This is a genomic window from Azospirillum oryzae (assembly GCF_900177515.1).
In the GTDB taxonomy this organism is placed as follows: Bacteria; Pseudomonadota; Alphaproteobacteria; order Azospirillales; family Azospirillaceae; genus Azospirillum; species Azospirillum oryzae_A.
This window is the reverse complement of record NZ_FXAK01000007.1, coordinates 189,060-214,822: the sequence shown is the minus strand read 5'-3', so window position 1 is coordinate 214,822 and position 25,763 is coordinate 189,060. Positions and strand designations below refer to the sequence as shown.

General features: G+C 69.0%; 19 protein-coding genes. 14 read left to right on the top strand and 5 right to left on the bottom strand.

All coding sequences use genetic code 11. The annotated features are described in order from the left end of the window. Nucleotides 1–27 precede the first annotated feature (27 nt). Nucleotides 28–1,065, bottom strand: coding sequence for an NAD(P)/FAD-dependent oxidoreductase (locus tag B9N97_RS13505; RefSeq protein WP_085087221.1), 1,038 nt, complete (start codon nucleotides 1,063–1,065; stop codon nucleotides 28–30). A 287-nt stretch (nucleotides 1,066–1,352) separates the two neighbouring features. Here B9N97_RS13505 and B9N97_RS13500 point away from each other — a divergent pair, with 287 nt between their 5' ends. The 9 genes from B9N97_RS13500 to trxA all read left to right on the top strand — a co-directional run bounded on the left by B9N97_RS13500 (nucleotide 1,353) and on the right by trxA (nucleotide 12,121). After that, complete coding sequence (locus B9N97_RS13500) at nucleotides 1,353–1,784, top strand: hypothetical protein (RefSeq protein WP_085087219.1); 432 nt, start codon at nucleotides 1,353–1,355, stop codon at nucleotides 1,782–1,784. Between the two features lie 81 nt (nucleotides 1,785–1,865). Further along, complete coding sequence (gene tsaE / locus B9N97_RS13495; protein WP_085087217.1) at nucleotides 1,866–2,348, top strand: tRNA (adenosine(37)-N6)-threonylcarbamoyltransferase complex ATPase subunit type 1 TsaE; 483 nt, start codon at nucleotides 1,866–1,868, stop codon at nucleotides 2,346–2,348. Between the two features lie 11 nt (nucleotides 2,349–2,359). Further along, nucleotides 2,360–3,388 (top strand): aminoglycoside phosphotransferase family protein, encoded by a 1,029-nt coding sequence (locus B9N97_RS13490; protein WP_085087215.1) that lies wholly within the window; start codon nucleotides 2,360–2,362, stop codon nucleotides 3,386–3,388. A gap of 1 nt (nucleotide 3,389) precedes the next feature. Next, a complete protein-coding gene (locus tag B9N97_RS13485; RefSeq protein ID WP_085087212.1) occupies nucleotides 3,390–4,130 on the top strand; it encodes a nucleotidyltransferase family protein in 741 nt (246 codons plus the stop codon). A gap of 163 nt (nucleotides 4,131–4,293) precedes the next feature. Then, nucleotides 4,294–7,269, top strand: a complete 2,976-nt coding sequence (gene addB / locus B9N97_RS13480) for a double-strand break repair protein AddB (RefSeq protein ID WP_085087210.1) — start codon at nucleotides 4,294–4,296, stop codon at nucleotides 7,267–7,269. 117 nt (nucleotides 7,270–7,386) lie between these two features. Continuing rightward, on the top strand, nucleotides 7,387–7,782 hold the full coding sequence (locus tag B9N97_RS13475) for a BrnT family toxin (RefSeq protein ID WP_208621218.1): 396 nt from the start codon (nucleotides 7,387–7,389) through the stop codon (nucleotides 7,780–7,782). Beyond that, nucleotides 7,769–8,029 carry a BrnA antitoxin family protein gene (locus tag B9N97_RS13470; protein ID WP_244560707.1) on the top strand — a complete coding sequence of 87 codons (261 nt, stop codon included), beginning with the start codon at nucleotides 7,769–7,771 and terminating at the stop codon, nucleotides 8,027–8,029. The genes B9N97_RS13475 and B9N97_RS13470 overlap by 14 nt, the downstream gene beginning before the upstream one ends. Before the next feature lie 97 nt (nucleotides 8,030–8,126). Next, nucleotides 8,127–11,648 (top strand): double-strand break repair helicase AddA, encoded by a 3,522-nt coding sequence (gene addA, locus B9N97_RS13465; protein WP_085087206.1) that lies wholly within the window; start codon nucleotides 8,127–8,129, stop codon nucleotides 11,646–11,648. Nucleotides 11,649–11,797: 149 nt separating this feature from the next. Then, on the top strand, nucleotides 11,798–12,121 hold the full coding sequence (trxA, locus tag B9N97_RS13460) for a thioredoxin TrxA (protein WP_085087204.1): 324 nt from the start codon (nucleotides 11,798–11,800) through the stop codon (nucleotides 12,119–12,121). A 73-nt stretch (nucleotides 12,122–12,194) separates the two neighbouring features. Here the strand turns inward: trxA and B9N97_RS13455 are convergent, their stop codons facing one another. Further along, nucleotides 12,195–13,052: an alpha/beta fold hydrolase gene (locus B9N97_RS13455; RefSeq protein WP_085087203.1), complete on the bottom strand. Its 858-nt coding sequence runs from the start codon at nucleotides 13,050–13,052 to the stop codon at nucleotides 12,195–12,197. Nucleotides 13,053–13,233: 181 nt separating this feature from the next. Then, entirely contained in the window at nucleotides 13,234–14,067 is an 834-nt protein-coding gene (locus B9N97_RS13450; protein ID WP_085087202.1) for a tetratricopeptide repeat protein, read from the bottom strand. A gap of 120 nt (nucleotides 14,068–14,187) precedes the next feature. Here B9N97_RS13450 and B9N97_RS13445 point away from each other — a divergent pair, with 120 nt between their 5' ends. The 5 genes from B9N97_RS13445 (at nucleotide 14,188) to gyrB (ending at nucleotide 22,090) form a co-directional block, all read left to right on the top strand. Beyond that, the gene (locus B9N97_RS13445; protein WP_085087201.1) at nucleotides 14,188–15,063 is read left to right on the top strand and encodes an SDR family oxidoreductase; all 876 of its coding nucleotides are present in this window, start codon (nucleotides 14,188–14,190) and stop codon (nucleotides 15,061–15,063) included. Nucleotides 15,064–15,233: 170 nt separating this feature from the next. Next, a complete protein-coding gene (locus B9N97_RS13440; RefSeq protein ID WP_085087200.1) occupies nucleotides 15,234–16,973 on the top strand; it encodes a hypothetical protein in 1,740 nt (579 codons plus the stop codon). Nucleotides 16,974–17,130: 157 nt separating this feature from the next. Next, on the top strand, nucleotides 17,131–18,261 hold the full coding sequence (gene dnaN / locus B9N97_RS13435) for a DNA polymerase III subunit beta (RefSeq protein WP_085087199.1): 1,131 nt from the start codon (nucleotides 17,131–17,133) through the stop codon (nucleotides 18,259–18,261). A 64-nt stretch (nucleotides 18,262–18,325) separates the two neighbouring features. Then, nucleotides 18,326–19,510: a DNA replication/repair protein RecF gene (gene recF / locus B9N97_RS13430; protein WP_085087197.1), complete on the top strand. Its 1,185-nt coding sequence runs from the start codon at nucleotides 18,326–18,328 to the stop codon at nucleotides 19,508–19,510. 90 nt (nucleotides 19,511–19,600) lie between these two features. Further along, entirely contained in the window at nucleotides 19,601–22,090 is a 2,490-nt protein-coding gene (gene gyrB, locus B9N97_RS13425; RefSeq protein ID WP_085087195.1) for a DNA topoisomerase (ATP-hydrolyzing) subunit B, read from the top strand. Between the two features lie 177 nt (nucleotides 22,091–22,267). Here gyrB and B9N97_RS13420 read toward each other — a convergent pair whose 3' ends face one another. Next, a complete protein-coding gene (locus tag B9N97_RS13420; protein WP_085087193.1) occupies nucleotides 22,268–24,367 on the bottom strand; it encodes a site-2 protease family protein in 2,100 nt (699 codons plus the stop codon). Between the two features lie 3 nt (nucleotides 24,368–24,370). Continuing rightward, nucleotides 24,371–25,759, bottom strand: coding sequence for an efflux RND transporter periplasmic adaptor subunit (locus B9N97_RS13415; RefSeq protein WP_208621217.1), 1,389 nt, complete (start codon nucleotides 25,757–25,759; stop codon nucleotides 24,371–24,373). Between the last annotated feature and the right edge of the window lie 4 nt (nucleotides 25,760–25,763).

The following is a 25,763-nucleotide window of genomic DNA, read 5'->3' as shown; positions in this document are numbered from 1 at the left end:
ACCGCCCTCTCCCGAGGCCCCCTTAACTCACGCCGCGCCGGGCACACCCTTCGAGGTCGAGTATTCGAAGTGCAGCGCCTCGCCGGGATAGACCAGCGGGCGGATGGCGTGGGCGGCCTGCGCTGCTTCGGCGAAGCCGCAGAGGATCAGCTTCAGCTTGCCCGGATATGTCGCGATGTCGCCGATGGCGAAGACGCCCGGAACGTTGGTGGCGCAGCCGGGCTGGGACACTGCGATGTGGCTGCGCTCCAGATCCAGGCCCCAGTCGGCGATGGGGCCGAGATTCATCGACAGGCCGAAGAAGGCGAGCAGCGCATCGGCCGGCAGCGCCTTTTCCTCGCCGTCGAGCGTGGCGACGCGCACGGCGGTCAGCTGGCCGTTCTCGCCGTCCAGGCCGGAGAGCTGATAGGGCACCACCATTTCGATCCGCCCCTCGCGCACCAGGGCTTCCATGCGGGCGACGCTTTCCGGCGCGGCGCGGAACTTCGGACGGCGGTGGACGACATAGACGCGCTCCGCCACGTCGGCCAGGGAGATGGCCCAGTCGACCGCGCTGTCGCCGCCGCCGGCGATCACCACCTTCTTGCCGGCGAAGTCCTGGCGGCGGCGCACCATGTAGAAGACCGACTTGCCCTCAAAGGCCTCCAGCCCGTCGAGGGGCGGGCGGTTGGGGCCGAAGGCGCCGCTGCCGGCGGCGATGATCACCGCCTGGGTGTCGATCTTGGTGCCGATGCTGGTCTCCACCAGCCAGCGCCCGCTGTCCTGGCGGGTCAGCTTCTCCACCTGCTGGCCCAGGTGATAGGTGGGCGAGAAGGGAGCGGCCTGCTCCGCCAGCCGGTCGATCAGGTCGGCCGCCTCGATGGAGGGATGGGCCGGGATGTCGTAGATCGGCTTTTCCGGGTAGAGCGCCGTGCACTGGCCGCCGACCATGTCCAGCGCGTCCACCACATGGCAGCGCATCTTCAGCATGCCGCATTCGAACATGGCGAACAGCCCGACGGGGCCGGCGCCGACGATGACGACATCGGTGGTGAGGACATCGTGGCTGGAGGCGGTCTGCGACATGAAAGCCAATTCCTTGAGACTGGGTGCCGGTGGAGGATGATGCGGAAAGGTCGGCGAACGGTCTTTCCATTGTCCGCATTTCCCGGCCGGGTCAACCCCCCGCAAGGGGAAAGCGGTGCTGTGTCGCGTGCGAGGCAGAACGACGGACCGTCGAAGCCGGGAAACAATTTCGCATAAATTCGCTTAAATTTGTCGATTGCACGCGGCGGTGGCGAAGCGGAAAGTGAAGGTCGGCGGCGGATGGCCGGGCTTTCTTTGCCCGGAGGCCGATCGGGTGGAGGCCCGGAATGAAGGAACTTCGGTGTCTGGTCTTCACCGACCAGGAGGTGGTGCGGGCCGTGCTGGACCGCCGGCGGCGGGTGAAGGACACCTTGCCGGTCGGCACCGTGTCCAAGGTCGTCTATCACCGCAACGAGGGGCCGGAGCAGGAGGGCATCGAAACCCGCCTGAGCATCACCGACGACGACGGTGCCGTGACCGAGCTGGTGCTGGCCGACACCGAGGTGACGGCGGCGCTGGTCGGCTATTGCATGGGCCGGCGCATCCCCCTGCCGGTGGCGTCCGACAAGATGCTGCACCTGATCAACGGCGCGCTGACGCTGATGATCACCATGAACTTCAACAAGGCGCCGCGGCTGGTGGTGGCCGGCGCGGCAGAGGGAGTTGGCGCGGGAGCAGCGGCGGACCGGATGTCGCCGAAGCGGCGGATCGGCCGCTAAGGATCGGTCGCTAAGCCTGCCGCTGACCCACCCTTCTTTCCGGCTTGCGGGCAGGTGGCGGCTTCGCACAGTATCCGCGCCATGTCGGACACTCCCCACTATACCGTCACCCTGCCGCTGCCAAACGAGGCCGCCACCGCGGCGCTGGGCCGCCGGCTGGGCGTCCTGCTGCGGCCGGGCGACCTCGTGGCCCTGCACGGCGATCTCGGCGCCGGCAAGTCGGCGCTGTCGCGGGCCTTGATCCGCAGCGTCACCCATGAGGACGCCGAGGTGCCCTCCCCCACCTTCACCCTGGTGCAGACCTACGACACCGCCATCGGCCCGGTCTGGCATTTCGACCTCTACCGGCTGTCGGGGCCGGACGAGGTGTATGAGCTGGGCTGGGACGACGCGCGGGCCGAGGCGGTGGCGCTGGTGGAATGGCCCGACCGGTTGGGTCCGCTGCTGCCCCCCGACCGGGTCGAGGTGACGATGGAGCATGACGGCCCCGATGCCCGCCGCGCCACGCTGACCGGCCATGGCGCGCTGGCGGCGCGGGTGGCCGCCGCCGACTGGATGCTGTGATGCCCCCCGTAATGTCCGTCGTTTCTTCCGCGCGGGAAGCCGAGATCGTTGCCTTCCTGGCCGCCAACGGCCTGTCCGACGCCGTCCGGGAGCCGCTGGCCGGCGATGCCTCCGCCCGCCGGTATGAGCGCCTGCGCAAGGCGGATGGCGGCACCCTGATCCTGGTGGACACGCCCGCCCCCGCCGACGATCTCGTGCCCTTCATCGCCATCGGCGCCGAACTGGCGGCCATCGGGCTGTCGGTTCCCGCCGTGCTGGCGTCGGATGTGGAACGGGGCTTGGCGATCCAGGAAGATTTCGGAAGCGAAACATTCTCCCGGCTGCTGGCCGACGGTGCCGATCCGCAACCGCTCTACCAGATGGCGACCGACGCGCTGGTGACCATCCATCGCGGCTGGCCCGAGGAAGCGGCGCAACGGCTGGCCCTGCCCGTCTACGATCCGGACCTGTTCATCGCGCAGACCCGGCTGTTCATCGACGCCTACATGCCGGTGGCGACGGGGAAGCCGTTGAGCGACGATGATCGTTCCGCTTTCGATACGGCTTGGCGGACGGTGCTGGAGCCGGTCTGCGCCGGTGCGCCGTCGCTTCTGCTGCGCGACTACCATGTCGACAATCTCATGCGGCTGGATCGGCCGGGGGTGCGGGCCGCCGGCCTGATCGACTTCCAGAGCGCCGGCTGGGGGCCGCGGGCCTACGACCTCGTGTCGCTGCTGGAGGATGCGCGGCGCGACGTGGCGCCCGATCTGGCCGAGGCGATGGTCGCCCGCTATCTCACCGCTTTTCCCGAGACCGACCCCGCCGCCTTCCGCCGCGCCATGGCGGTGCTGGGGGCGGCGCGCCACACGCGGATCGTCGCCATCTTCGTCCGTCTGGCGCTGAGCCAGGGCCGGCGGTCCTACCTTGTCCATCTGCCGCGGGTCTGGCGCCTGCTGGAGGCCCAACTGGCGAAGCCGGAGCTGGCGCCGGTCGCCGCCTGGTTCGACCGCCATCTGCCGCCCGAGACCCGCGCCGCCTTCGTCGTTCCGGAGACGATCTGAGATGACCGTGACCATTCCCCAAACAGCGATGGTGCTGGCCGCCGGCCAGGGCCTGCGCATGCGACCGCTGACCGACCACAGGCCGAAGCCGCTGATCCCGGTGCTGGGCAAGCCGATGCTGGACCATGCCCTGGACCGGCTGGCCGAGTCCGGCGTCGGCCGCGCGGTGGTCAACAGCCATTATCTGGGCGCCATGATCGGCGAGCATCTGAAGGGCCGGACCTCCCCCGCCATCACCCTGTCGCCGGAGGACACGCTGCTGGAGACCGGCGGCGGGGTGAAGAACGCCCTGCCCCATCTCGGCACCGCGCCGATCTACACGGTGAACGCCGACATCTTCTGGCTGGACGGGCCGGTGCCGGCCCTGCGCCGCCTGGCATCGCACTGGAACCCGGCGGAGATGGACGCGCTGCTCCTGCTGATGGCGACGACCAAGTCGGTCGGCTATGACGGGCTCGGCGACTATCACATGGACCCGCTGGGTGGCCTGACCCGCCGGGCCGAGCGCGAGTTGGCGCCCTTCGTCTATGCCGGGGTGCAGATCGTCAAGCCGGAGCTGTTCGCGGCCGACACCCCCGACGGCGCCTTCTCCACCAACCTGATCTGGGACCGCGCCCAGGCGGCGGGGCGGCTGTTCGGCCTTGCCCATGACGGGCTGTGGTTCCACATCGGCACCCCCACCGGGCTGAAAGAGGCGGAGGATCTGCTGGCCATCGGCGGCGTGCGGGCGGTGGCGCATTGAGGGCTGGGCTGAGCTATACTCAACGGGACGTTTTGCCCCCTCCTTAATCCTCCCCCGCTGGGCGGGGGAGGAGACTGCCGCCGCTCTCCCGAACAAGCACCTGCCCCCTCCCCCGCCCAGCGGGGGAGGGTTGGGGTGGGGGCAAGCGATACACGGACCTTTCATGCTTCCCGATAGCCCCATCCCCAAAGTCTACAGCATCCCCGCGGGCGCTCCCTTCGTCGACATGCTGGCGGCGGGGATCATGGAGCGGGTGGGCGGCGACCCGATGGCGCTGGCCGGGGTCACCGTGCTGCTGCCGACCCGGCGCGCCTGCCGGGCGCTGCAGGCGGCCTTCCTGCGGCGGTCGGGCGGGCAGCCGACGCTGCTGCCGCGGATGGCGCCGCTGGGCGAACTGGACGCCGGCGACCTCAGCCTGACCGAGGAGGAGTTGCCCGACGTCCCGCTCGACCTGCCGGAGGCGATCTCGCCGCTGAACCGGCAGATGACGCTGGCGCGGCTGATCCTGGGCGCCGAGGGGTTGTCGGCTACGACGGCGCAAGCGGTGCGGCTGGGCGCCGACCTCGGCCGGCTGATCGACGCGGTGTGGACCGAACGCGCCGGCTTCGAAAAACTCGAGTCGCTGGTGCCGGAGGATTATGCCGAGCACTGGCAGGTCACGCTGAGGTTCCTGCGCATCATCACCGAGGTGTGGCCCGCCATCCTCGAGTCGACCGGGGAGACCGACCCGGCCAAGCGCCGCAATCTGGCGCTGGAGACACAGGCCGCCCTCTGGCAGGCCGCCCCGCCGCCGGGCATGGTGATCGCCGCCGGCTCCACCGGCTCCATCGCCGCGACGACGGAGCTGCTGTCGGTCATCGCCCGGATGCCGCAGGGGGCGGTGGTGCTGCCCGGCCTGGACACCGGGGCCGACGACACGATCTGGGACGCCATCGCCGGCGACGAATCCCACCCGCAGCACGGCCTGTCGCAGTTGATCCATCTGCTGGGCGTCACCCGCGCCGAGGTGCAGCCCTGGACCGACGCGACCGAGCCGCGCGGCCCCCGCGCCCGCCTGATCGCCGAGGCGATGCGGCCGGCGGCCACCACCGAGGGCTGGCGCGAGCTGTCCGGGGTGGATGCCACCGCGCTGGAGGGGCTGACCCGCATCGACGCCGCCACCTCGGAGGAGGAGGCGCAGGTCATCGCGCTGCTGATGCGCCATGCGCTGGAGACTCCGAGCAAGAGGGCAGCGTTGGTCACCCCCGACCGCAACCTGGGCCGCCGGGTCGCCATGGCCTTGGCGCGCTGGGGCATCCTGGTCAACGACTCCGGCGGCCAGCCGCTCGCCCACACCGCGGTCGGCACCTATCTGCGGCTGACGGCGGAGCTGGTGGCGAGCCGCGTCCATCCGCTGGCCCTGCTGGCCCTGGCCAAGCACCCGATGGCGGCGGGCGGCCGCGACTCAGGAGATTTCCGCGCCGCCGCCCGCGCGCTGGAGCGCGTCGTGCTGCGCGGCCCCCGCCCCGCCGAGGGGTTCGACGGCGTTCTGGCGGCGCTGGAGCAGGCCGACCGCTTCGACCATGAGGAGCAGCAGGAGTTCCTGCGCGGCTGGCTGGTCGACATCGGCCAGCGCGCCGCCCCCTTCCTGGAGGCGCTGACCAGCGAAACCCCACTGGCCGACCTCGTCCGCGCCCATGTCGCCTTCTGCGAATCGCTGGCCGCCGACGACAAACTGACCGGGGCGGAGCGGCTGTGGCGCCAGGATGACGGCGAAGAAGCGGCGCGCTTCGTCCACGACCTGCTCGATGCGGCGGAGGGTTTCCCGGCGATCCCGGCCAAGGATTACCCGGCTCTGCTCGACGCACTGATGAGTGCGCGGGCGGTGCGCCCCCGTTACGGCCTGCACCCGCGCCTGTCCATCCTCGGCCCGATGGAGGCCCGCCTCCAGCATCTCGAACTGGTCATCCTCGGCGGGCTGAACGAGGGAACATGGCCGCCGGCGGCGTCCGCCGATCCGTGGATGTCGCGGCCGATGCGGCGCGATTTCGGCCTGCCCAGCCCGGAACGGCTGGTCGGCATGTCGGCCCACGACTTCGCCCATGCCTGCGGCGCGCCGGAGGTGGTGCTGACCCGCGCCGCGCGGGTGGAGGGCACGCCGACGGTGCCGTCGCGCTGGCTCCTGCGGCTGGAAACCGTGCTGAAGGCGCTGGGGCTGGACGGCGTCATCGAGGAGCGCGGGGCCTGCTGGCTCGGCTGGGCGCGCGGGCTGGACGAACCGGATCGCGTGCAGCCGGTGGCGGCACCGGAGCCGCGCCCGCCGCTGACCGCCCGGCCGCGCAAGCTGTCGGTGACGGAGATCGAGACCTGGATGCGCGATCCCTACGCCATCTATGCCCGGCACGCCTTGCGGCTGCGCGCACTCGACCCCATCGCCGCCGATCCGGGGGCGTCCGACCGCGGCCAGATTATCCACGACACGCTCGACGCCTTCGTCCGCGAGTATCCCGGCCCGCTGCCGCATGACGCGCTCGACCGGCTGATCGCGCTGGGGCGGGATCGCTTCGGCCCGCTTCTGCGCAGCCATCCCGACGTCTGGGCCTTCTGGTGGCCGCGCTTCGAGCGGGTGGCCGGCTGGTTCGTCGATCTGGAGCGCGAGCGCCGCCCCCGCCTGCGCCCGCTGGCGACCGAGGTGCCGGGCCGGCTGGAGCTGTCCGGCCCAGGCGGCCCCTTCACCCTGACCGCCAAGGCCGACCGCATCGACCGCGGCCCCGACGGGCTGGTGGTGATCGACTACAAGACTGGCACCCCGCCGAGCGCGCGGGAGATCGAACTCGGCTTCGCCCCGCAGCTGCCGCTGGAGGCCGCCATCGCGGCGGCGGGCGGGTTCAGCGGGGTGGACCAAGGCGCGGTGGCGGAGCTGACCTTCTGGCGCCTGTCCGGCGGCGACCCGGCCGGCGAGGAGAAGCCGGTGAAGGGCAATCCCGCCGCATTAGGCGAGGAGGCGCGGGCCGGGCTGGAGGCGCTGATCGCCCAGTTCGACGACCCGAACACCCCCTACCGCTCCCGCCCGCGCCCGGCGATGGCGCCGCGCTACACCGACTATGCGCATCTGGCCCGCGTCCAGGAATGGTCGTCGGGCGGCGGGGAGGGAGAGTAAGCGCTCAAGAAGTCAACCTGAAGATTGATTGGCTCTCCCCACTTCCATACACTTGCATGTGGTCTTTCAATTTCCGGCAGCACATCGACCGGATCGGGGGACGGGGTAAGGCATCTCATGACCGACCGTGACGGCGTCGGTGAGGTTGCCGCAACCCGATTTATCGTACCCCCGCAAAATCTCTTGTTGCCCGGATTTTACGGGGGTACGATAATTCTTCTGAAGATTACATTCGATCCCGCCAAGCGTGACCGGACCCTGAGCGAGCGGGGCCTCGACTTCGCCGACGCGATAGAGATCTTCGCTGGCAGAACGATCGATATTCCGGACGAGCGGTTCGACTATGGCGAGACCCGCATCATATCGGTCGGGCATCTGCGAGGGCGGATGGTGATCGTGGTCTGGACGCCGGCGGGAGACGCACGCCGCATCATTTCGATGAGGAAGGCCAATGACCGGGAGCAAACGCGCTTTGGGCAGCGACTCTGTGAAGAGCAATTTGGCGAAGGTTGACGAACACGTCATCCAGTCCGAGGAATACGACGAAATCCCGGAGATCACGGATGAGATGTTCGCACGCGGCACGGTGATGGACGGTGGCAAGCCGGCCCGCCGCGGTCGCCCGCCGGCGGAAGCACCTAAGGAAGCGATCAAGCTGAGGCTGGACGCCGATGTGCTGAAGCATTTCCGCGACACCGGACCGGGATGGCAGACGCGCATCAATGCCGCGTTGCGGCAAGCAGCCGGCCTGTCGAATTGACGGTTTGCCCGACCCCGCCACTTGATCTTTCGCCCTTGCCCTGCCCCCGGCATCTGGACCAGCATCCGGCCCTGCCCCGGCACCGGAAGCTCTGCCCATGACCATGACCGACCTGTCCCCCCGTACTCTGCCGCTCGATCCCAACGTGGCGCAGCGGCGGGCGTCCGATCCGACGGCGTCCGTGTGGGTCGGGGCGTCGGCCGGGTCGGGGAAGACCAAGGTGCTGACCGACCGGGTGCTGCGGCTGATGCTGTCGGGCACACCACCGGCGCGCATCCTGTGCCTGACCTTCACCAAGGCCGCCGCGGCGGAGATGGCGATCCGCATCAACCGGACGCTCGGCCTGTGGGCCACCCTGCCTGACGAGTCGCTGGAGGATCGGCTGGCCGACCTGTGCGGCGAGCGGCCCAGCATGGAGGCGCGGCTGAACGCAAGGCGCCTGTTCGCCCAGGTGGTGGACTGCCCCGGCGGCATGAAGATCCAGACCATCCACGCCTTCTGCCAGTCGCTGCTGCGCCGCTTCCCGCTGGAAGCCGAGCTGGCGCCGCATTTCGACGTGATGGACGACCGCACCGCCGACGGGCTCCTGACCGAGGCGCGCGACGCCGTGCTGCATGCCGGCCGGACCGAGCCGGACAGCCCGCTCGGCCGCGCCATGGGCCGGCTGACCGGCGACCTGAACGCCGAAGACTTTGCCGATCTGCTGGCGGAGCTGGCCAGCCAGCGCGGACAGGTGGAGAAGCTGTTCGAGCGCTTCCACGGGCTGGACGGGCTGATCGACGCCATCCACGACCGGCTGGGCGTGCCGCCCGGCGTGACCGAGGAGTCGATCCTGACCCACGCCTGCCATGACGATAATTGCGACCCGCCGGCCCTGCGCGAGGCCTGCCGGGCGCTGTCGGGCGGCAGCGCCGGCGATCAGGAGCGCGGCATCGCCATCCAGCACTGGCTGGACGCCGCCGACCGCCGGGTCCGCGCCTTCGAAGCCTACAAGCGCCTGTTCCTGACGGCGGAGGGCAGCCCGCGCAAGACTCTGATCACCAAGAAGCCGGCCACCGCCTACCCGCAGGCGCTCTTGTCCCTGCAGAAGGAGGCGGAGCGGCTGGTCGAGATATCGGAGCGGGTGAAGACCGCCGGGGTCGCCGCCTCGACCACCGCGCTGCTGACCCTGGCGCAGGCGATGCTGGACGCCTACCGCGACCGCAAGGCGGCGCGCGCCCTGCTGGACTACGACGACCTGATCCTGGCTGCCAACCGGCTGCTGAGCGGCAAGGACGGCACGCCGCGCGTGCCCTGGGTGCTCTACAAGCTGGACGGCGGCCTCGACCATATCCTGATCGACGAGGCGCAGGACACCAACCCCGACCAGTGGGCCATCGTCGCATCCCTGGCCGGCGAGTTCTTCGCCGAGCTGGAGGCCGCGGCACCCGACGGCAAGATCCGCACCGTCTTCGCGGTGGGCGACGAGAAGCAGTCGATCTTCAGCTTCCAGCGCGCCGATCCGGCCGAATTCGCCCGCATGCGCCGCCATTTCCAGGACAAGGCGGAATCGGCCGAGCGGCTGTGGGCCGGAGTGGACCTCGACATCTCCTTCCGCTCGACCTCCGCGGTGCTGGAGACGGTGGATGCCGTCTTCGCCATCGACCGCGCCCGCGACGGCGTGGCGTCCGACGCCAGCCCGGTCATCCGCCACCGCGCCTTCCGCCGCGGGCAGGCCGGTCTGGTCGAACTGTGGCCGCCGGTGAAGCCGGTGGAGGCGACGGAGACGCCGGCCTGGGCGCCGCCGGTGGCGCACGAGTCCGCCGACTCGCCGTCGGCCCGCCTCGCCTCGGTCATCGCGGCGACGGTGCATCGCTGGATCGACAGCGGCGAGACGCTGGAGGCCAAGGGCCGGCCGGTGCAGCCCGGCGACGTCATGGTCCTGGTCCGCCGCCGCACCGCCTTCGTCACCGAACTGGTCCGCGCGCTGAAGGACCGCGGCGTGCCGGTGGCCGGCGTCGACCGCATGGTGCTGACCGAACAGCTGGCGGTGATGGATCTGGTGGCGCTGGCCGATTTCCTGCTGCTGCCCGACGACGATCTGACGCTCGCCACCGTGCTGAAGGGGCCGCTGATCGGGCTGACCGAGGAGGCGCTGTTCCGCGTCGCCCATGGCCGCCGCGGCACGCTGTGGCGGTCGCTGGTGGCGCTGGCGGAGACGGAGCCGGAATTCCGCCCGGCCCGGCGCTATCTGGGCGACCTGCTGGCGCGCACCGACTTCTCGGCGCCGTACGAGCTGTTCGCCGGGCTGCTGAACCGGCCCTGTCCGGCCGACGGGCGGTCGGGACGGCGTGCGATCCTGAAGCGGCTCGGTCCCGACGCCCAGGACCCGCTGGAGGAGTTCCTGGCCGTCTGCCTCGCCTTCGAGAAGACCGAGCCGCCGTCGCTGCAGAACTTCCTCGCCTGGCTGGCGGCCAGCGACGCGGAGATCAAGCGCGAGCTGGAACAGGGCGGCGGCACCGTGCGGATCATGACCGTCCACGGCTCCAAGGGCTTGCAGGCGCCCATCGTCTTCCTGCCCGACACGCTGGGCAGCCCGACCCAGAGCCCGCCGATCCTGTGGCCGGACGAGGATTGCCCGGTGCCGCTGTTCGCCGCCCGCCGGTCGCAGGAGGACGCGCTGTGCGCCGAGGCGCGGGCGCGGGCCAACCGGCGGCGCGACCAGGAATACCGCCGGTTGCTCTATGTCGCGCTGACCCGGGCGGAGGACCGCCTCTACATCTGCGGCCATCAGGGCAAGCGCGAGCCGTCTGACGATTGCTGGTACCGGCTGGTCGAGGAGGCGATGCGCGACAACGGCGTGCCGCACAGCTTCGACTTCACCGATCTCTGCCCGCATGGCTGGGCCGGCGACGGCTGGCGGCTGATCGGCCCGCAGACCGCCGCGGTGCCGCGCCATGTCGAGACGGAGGAGAGCGCGTCGGCCGAGCCGCCGCCGCCCTGGATCGCCGAACCGCCGCCGGGCGAGCCCGAACCGTCGCGGCCCCTCACCCCGTCGCGCCCCGATGGCGAGGAGCCGGCGGTCCGCTCGCCGCTCGGCAACGACGACGGCCAGCGTTTCCGCCGCGGCCTGCTGGTGCACCGGCTGCTGCAGACCTTGCCCAATCTGGCGGAGGAGGCGCGGGATGCCGCCTGCCGCCGCTTCCTGGCCCGCCCGGCGCACAAGCTGACGCCGGAACAGCAGGACGCCATCGCGCGCGAGACGCTGGCGGTGCTGAGCCATGCGGAGTTCGCGCATCTGTTCGGCCCGGACTCGCGGGCGGAGGTGCCGCTGGTCGGCGTGGTGGCGCTGGGCGACGGCAGCCGGGCGCTGGCCGGCCGCATCGACCGGCTGGCGCTGACCGGCGATACGGTGTGGATCGTCGACTACAAGACCAACCGGCCGCCGCCACGGGATCTGGAAGACGTGCCAATGGTTTACCGGCGGCAGATGGCGGCCTACCGCGAGGCCTTGCGGGCGGTCTATCCGGGTCGCCGGGTGCGCTGCGTGCTGCTGTGGACCGACGGTCCCTACACCATGGAGCTGCCGCCCTCGGTGCTCGACGCGGCGGCGGCCGGACTGGGCCCAAGGCCGGGGTGAGGGGTGGCCGGCGGGTCCCCCGAAAGATGGGGTGACTTGACCGGCCGGGCGCCTCCGCCCTACATTTTGCTCAATTCCACTGACGGGGCGATGGCCGCCGGCCTTCCACAACCGGTCCGCGGCGCTTCCGAATCCAGGCAAGAGGTCACATGAGCACCACCATCAAGGTTACCGACGACAGCTTCGAGCAGGACGTCCTGAAGGCCACCGGCCCGGTCCTGGTCGATTTCTGGGCGGAATGGTGCGGCCCCTGCAAGATGATCGCCCCGGCGCTCGACGAGCTGGCCGGCGAGTATGACGGCAAGGTCACCGTCGCCAAGCTGAACATCGACGAGAACCCGGACACCCCGACCAAGTACGGCGTGCGCGGCATCCCGACGCTGATGCTGTTCAAGGGCGGCAGCGTCGCCGCCACCAAGATCGGCGCCCTGCCCAAGGGTGCGCTGTTCCAGTGGGTCGACTCGGCGCTGTAAGCGTCCTGCTACGCTCCAGGTAAGGAAAAGCCCCGCCCGCGGTCGCCGCGGCGGGGCTTTTTCGTTTGTCCGGTCAGGCGCCGAGGAATTCCAGAAGCTCCCGCGCCAGTTCTTCGGGCGCCTCCTCCGCCATGTGGTGGCCGCAATCCAGGCCGCGCCCGCGCAGATCCGGCGCCCAGGGCCGCCAGACCGCCAGAACGTCGCCGTAAAGCTCCTCCAGATCGTCCCGCAACGACCATAAGGCCAGCAGCGGACAGCTCAGCCGCCGGCCGGCCGCGCGATCGGCCGCATCGTGGTCGCGGTCGATGCCCAGCCCGGCGCGGTAATCCTCCAGCATGCCGTGCACGGTGGCCGGATCGTGGATGGCCGCGCGGAAATCACGGTAGGCCTCCTCCCCCATCGCCTCCGCCGAGCCGCCGTACCAAGCGTCGGGATCGGCCAGGATGGCGCGCTCCGGCTTGTCCGGCTGAGCGAAGAAGAACCAGTGCCACCATGCCTGGGCGAAGCGGGCATTGCACCGCTCCAGAGCTTCCAGAATCGGCACGCCATCGAGCAGGGCGAGGCGGGTGATGGCGGCCGGATGGTCCATTGCCAGACGGAACGCGGTGTAGGAGCCACGGTCGTGGCCGACCACGGCGAAGCGCTCGAAGCCGAGATGCCGCATCAGGGCGAGGCAATCCAGCGCCTTGGCCCGTTTGGACGAGTTGGCATGGTCGGGCCGGTCCGCCGGCTTCGACGACTGGCCGAACCCCCGCAGGTCTGGACAGACCACGCTGTGGGATGCCGCCAGCAGCGGGGCCACCCGGTGCCAGGTCGCATGGGTGCGCGGATGGCCGTGGAGCAGCAGGACCGGGCTGCCCCGCCCGCCATGACGGACCCGCAGGGTCGCGTCCGGCAGTTCGACGGTCTCCAGCGTGAATCCTTCGAACATCCTGCCCTCCCCGGCTTTGCCTGGGAGAACCGCGGCATGGGCGGCGGAGTTCCTCCCGCGGCGCCGGTCAGGACAGCAGCAGGGCCAGACGGCAAAACGGGCCGCCGGAGAGACTCCAGCGGCCCGCTGCCTGCATCGGAAAAGCCTTGAGGCCATCCGTTTCTGCGCGGATGCCCAGGTATTAAGGAGACTTCGGCTTTGCCGTATCCTTACCTGCGTCCTTGCCTTTCCCCCCGGCAAGCTCCGCCGTCCGGGCGAGGTTGTCGGCGGCGGCGCGGCCCCATTCGCTGTCGGGGGACACGCGGCGGGCCAGCGACCAGTCGTCGCGCGCGGCGGGCAGATTGCCGCCCAGCGCCTTGACGTTGCCGCGCAGCAGGATCGCCTCCGGATCGCCGGGCTTCAGTTCCAGCGCATGGTCGATGTCGGCCAGCGCCTGCCGATAGTTGGACAGCGCCTTTTGGGCGGTGGCGCGGTAGAGATAGGCGTCCGCCCGCCGCGGGTCGCGGGCCAGCGCCGCGTCGAGGTCGGCGATGGCGTCCCAGAAGCGTTCACCCTCGGCACGGGCGAAGGCGCGGTCGATCAGCAGGTCGACGTCGCCCGGCGTCTTGTCCAGCGCTGCGCTGTAGAGCCGTTCCGCCCGCCCCTGGTCGCCGGCGCGCAGCCACGCCCAGCCGGCCCGGCCGAGCAGCGAGGCGGCAGCCCGGGGATCGTCCTTGCCCAGCGTCGGCACCAGCGCCTCCATCTGGGTTCCGGCCGCCTTGAACTCACCGGCGTGGAACTGCGCCAGCGCGTAGCAGAGCTTGGCGAAGTCGCCGCCGCCCTGCTCCTGCCAGCGCTTGGCGTCGGCCTTGGCGCCGTCGGGGTTGGCCTCCGCCTTGGCAGCGCAGGCCTGAAGCTCGCGGTTGCGGTCGAGGCCGGAGGACGGCCCGGAGGAGGCCGCCTGCGAGGGAGCCGGCAGGACGGCGAGAAGCCCCAGCGCGAGGGCGGCGGAAAGGTAAGGATTGCGTCGGGTCATGGTGCCTTTACACTCCGCCATCGCCGGGCGGGGTGCAAGCCCCCCACGCCAATCCGGTGACCCAGCCCCAGTGTTACACAGTTCACCGCCCGTCCTGCCGCCCCAACCGGAACGCCCGCGATGACCGATCCCCGCCTTTTCGTCTTCGGACCCGGCTACAGCGCCCGCGTCTTCGCCGACAGGCTGCGCGCCGAGGGATGGCGCGTCGCCGCCACCTGCCGCAGCGAGGAGAAGAAGGCGGAGTTGGAGGCCCAGGGCATCGAGGCCTTCCTGTTCGACCGCGGCCGGCCTCTGGCCGATGCCAAGGCGGCGCTGGCCGGCACCACCCACCTGTTGGTCAGCATCCCGCCGGACGGCAAGGGCGACCCGGTGCTGGACCAGCATGCCCGCGATCTGGCCGACCTGCGCACGCTGGACTGGGCCGGCTATCTCTCCACCACCGGCGTCTACGGCGACACCGGCGGCGAGTGGGTCAGCGAGGCGTCCTGGCTGAAGCCGACCGGCGAGCGGCAGAAGCGGCGGGTGGAGGCCGAACGCGGCTGGCTGAACCTCTACCGCCAATACGGCGTGCCGATGCATCTGTTCCGGTTGGCCGGAATCTACGGCCCCGGCCGCAGCGCCATCGATTCGGTGCGCGACGGCATCGCCAAGCGGGTGGACAAGCCGGGGCAGGTCTTCTGCCGCATCCATGTCGACGACATCGCCAACACGCTGCGTGCGTCGATGGCGCGGCCGACGCTGGGCGCCATCTACAACGTCGCCGACGACCTGCCCAGCCCGTCGCACGAGGTGGTCGAGTATGCCTGCCGCCTGCTGGGGGTGGAGCCGCCGCCGCTGGTGCCCTTCGATCAGGCGGAGATGTCGCCGATGGCCGCCAGCTTCTACGCCGACTGCCGCCGGGTGAAGAACGACCGCATCAAGCGCCAGCTTGGCATCGCCCTGACCTATCCCGACTACCGCGCCGGGTTGGAGGCGCAGCTGGCGGCCGGGCTGTAGCCGAAGACTCGGACAATCGGTAAACCTGAGATTACAAAGCAATTACCCGTCATATTCCGATAATCATAAAAACCCGGCCAAAGACACGCATGGAAATAGCAAAGGTTATTTAATAATCTCCCGGGATCATGAGCGTCCAGGCGACGACGATCCTGCGAGGTGTTGGGCGCATGAGCAGCACGCCGACGGTCACGACCCCCCTCCCCTCCGCCGGTCTTCCGGCGGCCAAGGACATGGCGGCCAGGGACATGATGGATGCCACCGCTTTCCGCCGCCAGATGGACGAGGTCGTCGCCCGCATCCCCATGCACGCCATCCGGTCGGTGCTGGACGCGGTGGAAGGGGCGCCCAGCCCGAACGGCGAGCGGGCGCGGCATCTGCGCGACGCGCTGGTCGATCATTTCAACCGGCTGCGGCCGATGAAGGCGCGGCGGCTGTTCACCAGCCTGTTCGAACCTTTCCTGGTCGACGACCCGATCCTCTACCGCTCGCCCGAGTCGGTGCCGGCGCTGATCCAGCGGGTCGACATGGGCGGCATCTGGGCGGCGCTGACCCGTTATGCCTTTCCGGGCCTTGCGGCGGAGGTGCAGAGCCGGCTGGACGCCATGGCGCGCGAGGCGATGCTGGACGCCGTGCTGGCCAGCCCCGACGCCATGGTGATGCGCGAGCTGATGCGGAAGGAGGCCCTGGACTTCCTCTACGCCATGGCCGGCGACCGCAAGCTGACCGACCGCTTCCTGGCGCTGGCCAACGAGGAGGCGCACCACGACGCCCGGCTGCGCACCCAGTATCTCGGCCGTAAGGCGCCGATCGACAGTGACCTGCTGGGCTTCGTCCGCGCCCTGCTGGAGCACAACGAGGTGCTGGTGCCGCTGACCGAGCGGATGCGCCGCGACATCGAGGATATGCAGGGCGCCGGCGACCCCCGGTCGGCCGAGGTGGATTGCCAGTCGGCGCTGATGGTCGGCTTCGTCCGCCGGGTGCGCGATCTCGGCCTGCCCTTCCGCGACCAGTCGCAGGTGCTGGCCTGGTTCGCCCCGCTCTATGGGCTGAACGTCAAGCGGCGCTACGACGTGTTCCTGCGCCATGTGCGCGAGCATGTCGGTTCGGGCGGCCCGGCGGTGCGCGAGTCGCACCCGCTGCTGCGCGCCCTGCTCTGTCATTTCCAGGCCGCCTGCACCACGATCCGCGAGGTGGTGGACGGCATGTTCGGCGATATGGAAATCCAGGACGGCGGCGTGCTGTCGGCCCCCGCCCCGACCCGCGCCCTGCTGCACGAGGCGGTGGAGCGTTTCGACCGGGCGCTGACGGCGCTGTCCGGCACCGGCTTCCTCGCCAGCCGCTCGACCGGCCCAGCGCTGCGGGCGGAACTGGCGGCGGTCAGCCGCGAGTTGACCGGCACGGTGATGCCGGCGCTGGCCGCCCGGCTGCAGGCGGCGATGAACGCCCGCCACACGCCGGTGCCCGACCATGAGGACATCGTCTGGCTGCTGGAGCTGGTGTGGCGCTGGGGCCGTTATCTCGGCAATGCCGGCTACGCCAACCCGGAGCTGAAGTCGCTGCGCCTCTACGCGGTGGAGACCGGCCGCCTCGCCTTCATCCAGGCGATGAAGGCCGAACCGCAGGAAAAGCCGGCCCACCGCATGGCGCACATGCTGCGCATCCGCCGGCTGATGGCGGCGATGGGCGAGACGGTGGACGGCTGGATCAGCCCGGTCAGCCAGGGCCTGCACCGGGTCGTTTACAGCTATCTGGAGGATGTGGACGAGATCGCCGACGACGAATGGGCGGTGATCGACGCCTTCGTCGCCAGCGTCCGCAGCGAACTGAGCCGGTCGCGCAACTGGCAGAGCGCGGACTTCGTCGACATTCTGCGGCTGCATGAGGGACGGCGGCGGGGGGAGGGGTGAGCCCCCTCGACCGATGGCCCCGGCCGCAACAATTTGGTTCGACGCAACCATCGATGTGGTATGATGCGCGCCCGCTCGGGGCGGGACGGCCGGACAACGGCCCGCAACCCCGGTGGTTCCGCATTCCAGTCACTCCTCCCGCCGAGACGACGCCAGCATGAACATCACCATCGAACGCGCCGCCCTTCTCCGTTCCCTGGGTCACGTGCAGAGTGTGGTCGAGCGGCGGAACACCATTCCGATCCTGTCCAACGTCCTGCTGCGCGCGGGCGACGGCGAACTGTCGCTGGCCGCCACCGACATGGATCTGGAGATCGTCGAGACCGTCCCGGCGACGGTCGGCCGTCCCGGCGGCACCACCGCCCCGGCCCATACCCTGTTCGACATCGTCCGCAAGCTGCCCGACGGCAGCCAGGTGGAACTGGACATCGCCGGCGACGGCACCATCCTGACGCTGCGCGCCGGCCGGTCGCAGTTCAAGCTGTCCTGCCTGCCGGTGGAGGATTTCCCGCAGCTGTCCAGCGGCGAGCTGAAGCACAATTTCTCGGTCGCCGCCGCCGACCTGCGCGGGCTGATCGACCGCACCCGCTTCGCCATCTCCACCGAGGAGACGCGCTATTACCTGAATGGCATCTACCTGCACGCCGCCAAGAGCAAGATGGGCAGCCTGGAGACGCCGGTGCTGCGCGCCGTCGCCACCGACGGCCACCGGCTGGCGCGGGTCGAGATGCCGCTGCCGGACGGGGCCGAGGGCATTCCCGGCGTCATCATCCCGCGCAAGACCGTCACCGAGATCCGCAAGCTGGTGGACGAGGCCGCCGACCGCATCGAGCTGTCGCTGTCCGACAACAAGATCCGCTTCGGCTTCGACAGCGTCGTCGTCACCTCCAAGCTGATCGACGGCACCTTCCCGGACTATGAGCGGGTGATCCCGGTCGGCAACGACAAGGTGATGGAGGTGGACGCCAAGCTGTTCGCCGCCGCCGTCGACCGCGTCGCCACCATCTCCACCGAGAAGAGCCGGGCGGTGAAGCTGTCGCTCGTCCGCGGCGCGCTGACCCTGTCGGCCACCAGCCCGGAATCGGGCAGCGCCACCGAGGAGCTGGAGGTCAATTACGCCGAGTCCCCGCTGGAAATCGGCTTCAACTCTCGCTATCTGCTGGACATCACGCAGCAGATCGAGGGCGAGGGCGCCCAGTTCACGCTGGCCGACGCCGCGTCGCCGACCATCATCCGCGACGTCGCCGACTCCACCGCGCTCTACGTCCTGATGCCGATGCGTGTGTGATGGGGCTGCGGGGATCCTCCCCGCCCCAGGCGGAACGGACCAGTTGCAGCACACGGCAGTTTCGATGAGCGGCGGCACCCCGGTGTCCGCCCCCACCCAGGCTTTGGCCCCGGCTCTTGCGGTGCGGCGGATGACGCTGACGCGCTTCCGCGGCTATGAGTCGGCGCGGCTGGAGCCCGACCGCCGGCCCGTCGCCCTGATCGGCCCGAACGGGGCCGGAAAAACCAATCTGCTGGAAGCCGTCAGCTTCCTCGCCCCCGGCCGCGGCATCCGCGGTGCCCGGCTGGCCGAGGTGGAGCGGCTGGGATCGCCCCCCGGCGCCGGCTGGGCGGTGGCGGCGATGCTCGACACCCCGATGGGTCCGGTGGAGATCGGCACCGGCCGCGAACCCCATGACGGCAATAGAACTTCCGACCGCGACCGCCGGCTGGTCCGCATCGACGGCCATCCGGCCAAGGGCCAGACCGCGCTGGCCGACCATGTCGCCATGGTCTGGCTGACCCCGCAGATGGACCGCCTGTTCCTCGAAGGGTCGAGCGGACGGCGCCGTTTCCTCGACCGGCTGGTCTTCGGCTTCGATCCCGCCCATGCCGGGCGGCTGTCGCGATACGAGCATGCGCTGCGCGAACGCGCCCGGCTGCTGCGCGACGGCCGCTTCGACGAGGGCTGGCTCGGCGCGCTGGAGGACCAGATGGCGACCACCGGCATCGCCGTCGCCGCGGCGAGGCGCGAGGTGGTGCAGCGGCTGCGCGCCGCCTGCGCCCGCTCGGTCGGCCCCTTCCCCGGCGCCGACCTCGCCGTCGCCGGCACGGTGGAACGCTGGCTGGACGAGGGGCCGGCGTTGGCGGCGGAGGATGCGCTGCGCGACAGCTTGCGTTCCGGCCGCCGCGCCGATGCCGACGGCGGCGGCGCCACGGTGGGGCCGCACAAGAGCGACCTCGCCGTCCGCCATGCGCCCAAGGACATGCCGGCGGCGCTCTGTTCCACCGGCGAGCAGAAGGCCCTGCTGATCGCCATCGTGCTGGCCAACGCCCGGCTGCTGGCGGCCGAACGCGGGGCGGCGCCCATCCTGCTGCTGGACGAGGTGGCTGCCCATCTCGACCCGGAGCGGCGCGCGGCGCTGTTCGGCGAAATCCTGGCATTGGGCGCCCAGGCCTGGATGACCGGCACCGACGAGGGGGTTTTCGACCCGCTTGGGGACGACGCCCGCCGGTTCCGCATCGAAGACGCCCACATCCGCCCCGGATAGGGGTGGAAATCCGGGAAAAGCCCCGGAAAAAAAGCATGCTGACGCACGCTAAACCGCCGAATCCACAACCGAATCTGTTATAGTCGACGCATGGCACAGGAAGCACTGAAGAACGACCTCCCGCAGTCGGAGCCCCAACAGGCGGACTATGGGGCGGAGTCGATCACCGTTCTGCGCGGGCTCGATGCCGTGCGCAAACGCCCCGGCATGTACATCGGCGACACCGACGACGGGTCCGGCCTGCACCACATGGTGTACGAGGTGGTCGACAACGCCATCGACGAGGCGTTGGCCGGCTATTGCGACAAGGTCGAGGTTCTGCTGAACGCCGACGGATCGGTCACGGTGCGCGACAATGGACGCGGCATCCCGACCGACATCCATTCGGAGGAAGGCGTCTCGGCGGCCGAGGTCGTGATGACCCAGCTCCATGCCGGCGGCAAGTTCAACCAGAACAGCTACAAGGTCTCCGGCGGCCTGCACGGCGTCGGCGTGTCGGTGGTGAACGCGCTGTCCGAAACGCTGGATCTCCGCATCTGGCGCGGCGGCCGCACCTGGACCATGCGCTTCCGCCACGGCGTCGCCGAGGCGCCGCTGGCCGATGTCGGCGAGGCGCCGATGGTGCCGGAGAAGGGCAAGCAGCTGTCGGGCACCGAAGTCACCTTCATGCCCTCGGCCGAGACCTTCACCAACATCGAGTTCGATTACGCCACGCTGGAACACCGGCTGCGCGAACTGGCCTTCCTCAACTCCGGCGTCCGTCTGGTGCTGACCGACGCGCGCGGGGTGGAGCCGAAGGTGCAGGACCTGCATTACGAAGGCGGCCTGGAAGCCTTCGTCAGCTGGCTCGACCGCTCCAAGGCGCCGCTGCACAAGCCGGCGATCACCCTGAAGAACGAGCGCCCGACCGAGCATGGCGGCGTGGTGACGGTGGAATGCGCGCTGCAGTGGAACGACAGCTACCACGAGACGACGCTCTGCTTCACCAACAACATCCCGCAGAAGGACGGCGGCACCCACCTCGCCGGCTTCCGCGCGGCGCTGACGCGTGCCATCAACAACTACGCCAACGAATCCGGCATCGCCAAGAAGGAGAAGGTCAACCTGTCGGGCGACGACGCCCGTGAAGGCCTGACCTGTGTCCTGTCGGTGAAGGTGCCCGATCCGAAATTCTCTAGCCAGACCAAGGACAAGCTGGTCTCGTCGGAAGTCCGTCCCGTCGTCGAGGCGGTGGTGGGCGAGGCTCTGGCCCAGTATTTCGAGGAGCATCCGGCCGACGCCCGTCGCGTCGTCCAGAAGGTGGTGGAGGCCGCCGCCGCCCGCGAGGCCGCCCGCAAGGCGCGCGAGCTGACCCGCCGCAAGGGCGCGCTCGACATGGCCTCGCTGCCCGGCAAGCTGGCCGACTGCCAGGAACGCGACCCGGCATCGTCGGAGCTGTTCATCGTCGAGGGCGACTCGGCCGGCGGCTCGGCCAAGCAGGGCCGCTCGCGCCAGTTCCAGGCCATCCTGCCGCTGCGCGGCAAGATCCTGAACGTGGAGCGCGCCCGCTTCGACAAGATGCTGGGCTCGGCGGAGATCGGCACGCTGATCGCGGCGCTCGGCACCGGCATCGGCCGCGACGAGTTCAACGCCGACAAGACACGCTACCACAAGATCATCATCATGACCGACGCGGACGTGGACGGCAGCCACATCCGCACCCTGCTGCTGACCTTCTTCTTCCGGCAGATGCCGGAGCTGATCGAACGCGGCTATCTCTACATCGCCCAGCCGCCGCTCTACCGCATCAAGCGCGGCAACGCCAAGGAACGCTATCTGAAGGACGACCGGGCGCTCGAAGAGTATCTGGTCGAGGCGGCCTTGGGCGACCTGTCGGTGCAGCTGTCCGACGGCACCCTGCTGATCGGCGAGCAGTTGTCCGGTCTGGTCGATCAGGCCCGCACCGCGCGCCCGGCGATCGACACGCTGTCGCGCAAGGTCGGCAACGCCATGGTGGTGGAGCAGGCCTCGGTCGCCGGCGCCCTGTCCGCCGCGCTGGCCGACGACAAGGCGGCGGCGGAAGCCGCGGCCAAGGCGGTGGCCGAGCGGATGAACGCGATGGACGCCGACGGTGGCTGGCGCGGCGAAGCTCTGCCCCAGGGCGGCTATGCGGTGATCCGCGCCCGCCGCGGCGTCACCCACCGCCATCTGTTCGACGCCGACCTGCTGAAGAGCGGCGAGGCCCGCCGTCTCGACGGGCTGGCCGCCGACCTGAAGCGGGTGTTCGGCACCGCCGGCAAGGCGTTCGAGAAGCAGAAGGAAACCCGCGCCCTGACCGGCCCGGTCGCCCTGTTCGACACGGTGATGGAACTGGGCCGCCGCGGCGTCACCATCCAGCGCTACAAGGGCCTGGGCGAGATGAACCCGGACCAGCTGTGGGAAACCACGCTGGACCCGACCAAGCGCTCGCTGCTGCAGGTCCGCGTCAGCCACGCCGATCAGGCCGAGGAGGTCTTCTCCACCCTGATGGGCGACATCGTCGAACCGCGCCGCGAGTTCATCCAGGACAACGCGCTGAAGGTGTCGAACCTGGACGTGTGATCGGGCTATCTGGTCAGTTAAGCAAAGAATGAGAAACCGAATCCTAAGTTTGAGAAACTTTTAACCGTCCTATCATCGGAGACGACGGGATCCATCTCCGGAACTGGAGAGCGAGCAAAGAGGGCGGGGCCATAAAGGCTCCGCCCTTTCTGTTTGCGCTGCCGGTGGTCTATGCGGTCAAAATCCTGCTTCGCGCACAAACAGCCCAATGGCGGATTTCAGAAATTCTTCAGCAAGAGGTTTGGAGGCGCCGAATGCGACAACGTCACCTCGCTGCAGCATCGGCTGAGGGAATTGTTTCGGCTCTGCCAATGACAAGACAACTCTATAGAGGGCGGTTTCCGGGACCAGTCCGCCGGCTGTCTCCCTGACCAAGGTCTTTCCACCAGATGTGGATGCTAGAATTCCCTCCGGCAGAACTCTCGCCGCATCCTGGTCGATGAAATCGACTTTGAGGGAAACCCTATCCGTACCTGATTGCTCCGGATAGAAAACCGCAAGATCGCCAACAGAGAGTCGGGTAATTTCGCCTTCCGGAAGGTAAGTGATCACCTGCCAAGACGACAGATCGGCAACGGATGCAATCGCTTCTTTCTTCTTTACCCAAACATCAGGCTGAATGCCCGGATCGGAGAGGAGGAAAACCCCAGCGGAAGGCGCCTTTATCTGATAGCGGTTCTTCTCGGAAGTCATGCCGGCCAGCTCGGCCTCAAGGCGGGCACGTGTTGCCTGGATCAAAGGCAACTGCCCGCGCAAATCGGCGTTCACGCCGGCGGCGTTCGACTGCCACGACGCGGTCATCGCCTGGACCGTCTTCAGCCTCTGGCGATAGGCAAGGTCGGGCGCTTCCAATTCGAAGAGCACATCGTCCTTGCCGACAACGCTGCCTCCGACAATCGGCATCTTGACGATGCGCGCGCCATCGGGCGCATACACCGAGTAGTAGTTGGTCGGCCGCAGCAGCCCCTGGCTGTGGATGCGCCGATCCCACGGCACCACTCCTGCGGTGATCAGCACTGCAAGTGCGGCGATCAAGACTACCACGCGCCGCGCCGCCAGGATGCGTGTTGCATTCCGTCCCCACACGGCAAGCTCCTTCCAGATCGGCTGCAGAATGAACCACCAAAGCTCAATGGCACCCAGGAGCGGCCCGATCGGTTTGGGAGCCATCGAGTAGACGAGAACGGCAATGCCGGAGAACACCACAAGCCGGTAGATCCCTGTCACGGCGGCGAAGAGGATCAGGCCATGACGCAGAGGGTTTGCCAACGCCTCCGGTGGCTCGTCGCTCAAACCGAACAACAGTTCACGCAGCCTCCAACGCGCAAGCGCAAAGGCACGTTGATGCAGGTTTGAAACGCCCAACCAGTCCATCAGCAGGAAATATCCGTCGAACCGCATAAACGGCGATGCGTTCACCAGCACCGTGGTGATCCAGGTGGTGGTCGCAAGCATGAACAGCCCGCTGCGGATCATCCCGTCAGGCACCACAGTCCATAGGGCTGTCGCCCAAGCTGCCAGCAAGAGCTCCGTTCGAATGCCGGCCGCTCCGACAGCAAGGCGTTGCCGGCGGTCGTTGAGCCGCCAGACCTCCGTCACATCGGTGTACGCGACCGGGAACAGCACCAGGAAGGCCACGCCCATCGTCGGCACCCGGCAGCCATACCGCTTGGCAGTGAAGGCATGTCCCAGTTCGTGAAGAAGCTTGGCGAATACCAGTGCGATCAGAAAGCCGGCAAGCCCCTGAGGCGAAAATGTATCCACCAGTGTGGTCACGAAGGTTTCCCACTGGCGGGAGATTTCGATGATTCCACCAATGAGCGCCGCCAGGGTCAGCCACAGAAAGCCACGGGAGAACAGCGGCTCGACCAGCGGCAGCATACGGCTCAACCAGCGATCCGGACGGCAGAGCGGCAAGCGGAAGAACAGGTAATGGTGCAGAATCCAGGTGGCAAGGGAGGTTTTGCATTTGGTCACCTGCTCCCGATACCAGCGGGTTCCCTGTTCCGTTGGATTGCAGATCAGCTCGTTGTCGACCAGGAAACGCAGGATATCCTTCACATCATCGCGTTCCGCGACAATGGTTGTTTCGGCATCGATCGCCGCTACGATGGCATCGGGGTCACCGAGGTCCCACCGGCACAGCACCTCGAAGCTTAACCAATCGAGGCTGAAGAAGGCGTTGCGGACCGGATCGTGCAACGCCCAGGTCGGTGCACCCTCCCTGGTCGGGAGGCCGGGGTGCAGTGTCAGCTCCTCCCGCAAAGCCGGCAGCATGGCCTACAGACCCAGCCACGCCCGCGCATCGGCGAACGGCCGGCGCAACGCCCAGTAAACCAGCGGAACCCGCTCGCCCTCCAGTTTCGCGGTCCCTTTCAGGCCGGTGCGCGCTGTCTGCGGCTCACCCATCAGCGTCGCGCGGACGCGGTAAGCATAGTGGCCATCGGGACGGCGCACCGCTTCGTGGGCGATGTAATGCAGCGACGCGCTCAATGGTTGGAGCGGATCGGCGTTCAAGTAGAGCGTCACCGGAGCTCCGGAAGGAAGTGGAACGGCATTGGCCGGCGCCAGCCACGCCTCCACCTCCACCTGCTTTTCGTCGGCGACCATCATCACCCGCTCTCCCGTCACCAGGGGACGGCCGATCCACTCCGTCGGGTCGTCGAAGAGCGCGATGCCGTCGCGGGGAGCGGTGACGATGCTCCGGCTCTCCAAGCTGCGCAAATAATCGACTTCCACGCTCTTCTCGGCAACCTGTCCCTGCAGAACCGCCAGATGCGATTTGCTCTGCTCATCGAACAGGGCTTGCTGGGCACGCTGCCGGTATTCGGTGCGGACGGTGTCCAACGCCTTCTCGGCGATCAGCAGCTTGCCGGCGATGCTGGTGCGGTCGAAGGTGAAAAGAGGGTCATTCGCCTTGACGCGCTGCCCCGGCGTTACCGCGATGCTGTCGATCACCCCGTCCAGGGGCGACCGCACGATCGAGGGAGCCAGCGGCACCAGCTCCGCTGGAGCCAACACCGTCAATTTGACCGGCAGGAAAAGGCTACAAAAGGCCGCCGCAACCGCCCAGAGTTTCCAACTCCTTGCCCAGCGCGACAGCCGTCCTCGAACGGTTTCGCTTTGCCGTTCGTCTCCGGAACCGGAGTGCCGCCGCCAGAGCCCGGTGCGCTGATGAAGCGCCCAGGCGTGCCCCCAGATCGCGGCCCATTCCGCCACCAAATCCACTTCGGCCAGCGTCCAGGGGTGGTTTCGAGCCAGGAGCAGGGCACCGTCAGGAGCCTTGCCCGAACTTGGTAGCGGGAGCCAAAGCGCTTCCGGTGGCAACCACTCGCCCCACTGGGCGGCACCGTCGGCCGGCAGGTCTCCGGCCTCTATCGAGCGTGGGCTTTCTCTCGACTGTGTGCGGTCCAGATGGCGGAAGATGGCTTCCAGCCACTGGACATAGGGAATGTTCGCCTCGACCGAGACCACGCCAGACAAGGCATGAACCCTGCCGTCCAGCCACAGCGCGGCTTGGCGATAGGGCGCCAGGCCGTGGGTTTCGTTCACCAGGATGAAGCCGAGTTCGGCGCGGTCGCGCGCCTGCCGGGCTCGCTTGCCGAGATGGAGCAAGGCAGCAAGCGCTTCCGTCTCGGCGTTCACCGGCCGAACGTCATCCAACATCATCTGA

Coding starts and splice junctions, on each gene's coding strand:
- dnaN (WP_085087199.1), top strand. CDS start 17,131: ATGAACATCACCATCGAACGCGCCGCCCTTCTCCGTTCCCTGGGTCAC.
- B9N97_RS13455 (WP_085087203.1), bottom strand. CDS start 13,052: ATGTTCGAAGGATTCACGCTGGAGACCGTCGAACTGCCGGACGCGACC.
- B9N97_RS13415 (WP_208621217.1), bottom strand. CDS start 25,759: ATGATGTTGGATGACGTTCGGCCGGTGAACGCCGAGACGGAAGCGCTT.
- B9N97_RS13485 (WP_085087212.1), top strand. CDS start 3,390: ATGACCGTGACCATTCCCCAAACAGCGATGGTGCTGGCCGCCGGCCAG.
- B9N97_RS13505 (WP_085087221.1), bottom strand. CDS start 1,065: ATGTCGCAGACCGCCTCCAGCCACGATGTCCTCACCACCGATGTCGTC.
- tsaE (WP_085087217.1), top strand. CDS start 1,866: ATGTCGGACACTCCCCACTATACCGTCACCCTGCCGCTGCCAAACGAG.
- B9N97_RS13500 (WP_085087219.1), top strand. CDS start 1,353: ATGAAGGAACTTCGGTGTCTGGTCTTCACCGACCAGGAGGTGGTGCGG.
- recF (WP_085087197.1), top strand. CDS start 18,326: ATGAGCGGCGGCACCCCGGTGTCCGCCCCCACCCAGGCTTTGGCCCCG.
- B9N97_RS13420 (WP_085087193.1), bottom strand. CDS start 24,367: ATGCTGCCGGCTTTGCGGGAGGAGCTGACACTGCACCCCGGCCTCCCG.
- B9N97_RS13450 (WP_085087202.1), bottom strand. CDS start 14,067: ATGACCCGACGCAATCCTTACCTTTCCGCCGCCCTCGCGCTGGGGCTT.
- B9N97_RS13490 (WP_085087215.1), top strand. CDS start 2,360: ATGTCCGTCGTTTCTTCCGCGCGGGAAGCCGAGATCGTTGCCTTCCTG.
- B9N97_RS13440 (WP_085087200.1), top strand. CDS start 15,234: ATGAGCAGCACGCCGACGGTCACGACCCCCCTCCCCTCCGCCGGTCTT.
- B9N97_RS13445 (WP_085087201.1), top strand. CDS start 14,188: ATGACCGATCCCCGCCTTTTCGTCTTCGGACCCGGCTACAGCGCCCGC.
- trxA (WP_085087204.1), top strand. CDS start 11,798: ATGAGCACCACCATCAAGGTTACCGACGACAGCTTCGAGCAGGACGTC.
- addB (WP_085087210.1), top strand. CDS start 4,294: ATGCTTCCCGATAGCCCCATCCCCAAAGTCTACAGCATCCCCGCGGGC.
- B9N97_RS13475 (WP_208621218.1), top strand. CDS start 7,387: ATGACCGACCGTGACGGCGTCGGTGAGGTTGCCGCAACCCGATTTATC.
- addA (WP_085087206.1), top strand. CDS start 8,127: ATGACCATGACCGACCTGTCCCCCCGTACTCTGCCGCTCGATCCCAAC.
- gyrB (WP_085087195.1), top strand. CDS start 19,601: ATGGCACAGGAAGCACTGAAGAACGACCTCCCGCAGTCGGAGCCCCAA.